1 tRNA gene is annotated in these 402 nt (G+C 56.0%); it reads right to left on the bottom strand.

Annotation, left to right across the window (positions count from 1 at the left end):
* Window positions 1–47: 47 nt before the first annotated feature.
* A tRNA-Val gene (locus tag BTW07_RS19325) sits at window positions 48–124 on the bottom strand.
* Window positions 125–402: the final 278 nt, after the last annotated feature.

The following is a 402-nucleotide window of genomic DNA, read 5'->3' as shown; positions in this document are numbered from 1 at the left end:
AACTGACGAGCACAAAAAACCCCGAGACAAGGCTCGGGGTTCGAATCTGGTAGGACCAAGCGGATTTGAACCGCTGACCTCCACGATGTCAACGTGGCGCTCTAACCAACTGAGCTACGGTCCTACAATCCATCGCCTTGACGAGCTCGCCGTGACAACGGATGCGAATTTTACCCGGGCAGACGCGGAATGCAACCCTCAATCCGTAAAAAAATCGACGCCAACTCCCTGTCATGCCGGGACAATTCTTTCACCGACGACGGCCGGCACGCTCTGGAATGCAAAACCATGCCAAGCCGCCCGGTTTCCGCGCATCGCGGAAGCCATCATCTTGAACTGGTACACGGGGGCTTCAAACCGGCAAATCACGCCTTCAAACCGATAAATCGGGCATCTCGGCGA

The organism is Salinicola socius, from assembly GCF_001937195.1.
Lineage (GTDB): Bacteria > Pseudomonadota > Gammaproteobacteria > Pseudomonadales > Halomonadaceae > Salinicola > Salinicola socius.
This window is presented reverse-complemented; position numbering and strand designations above follow the sequence as displayed.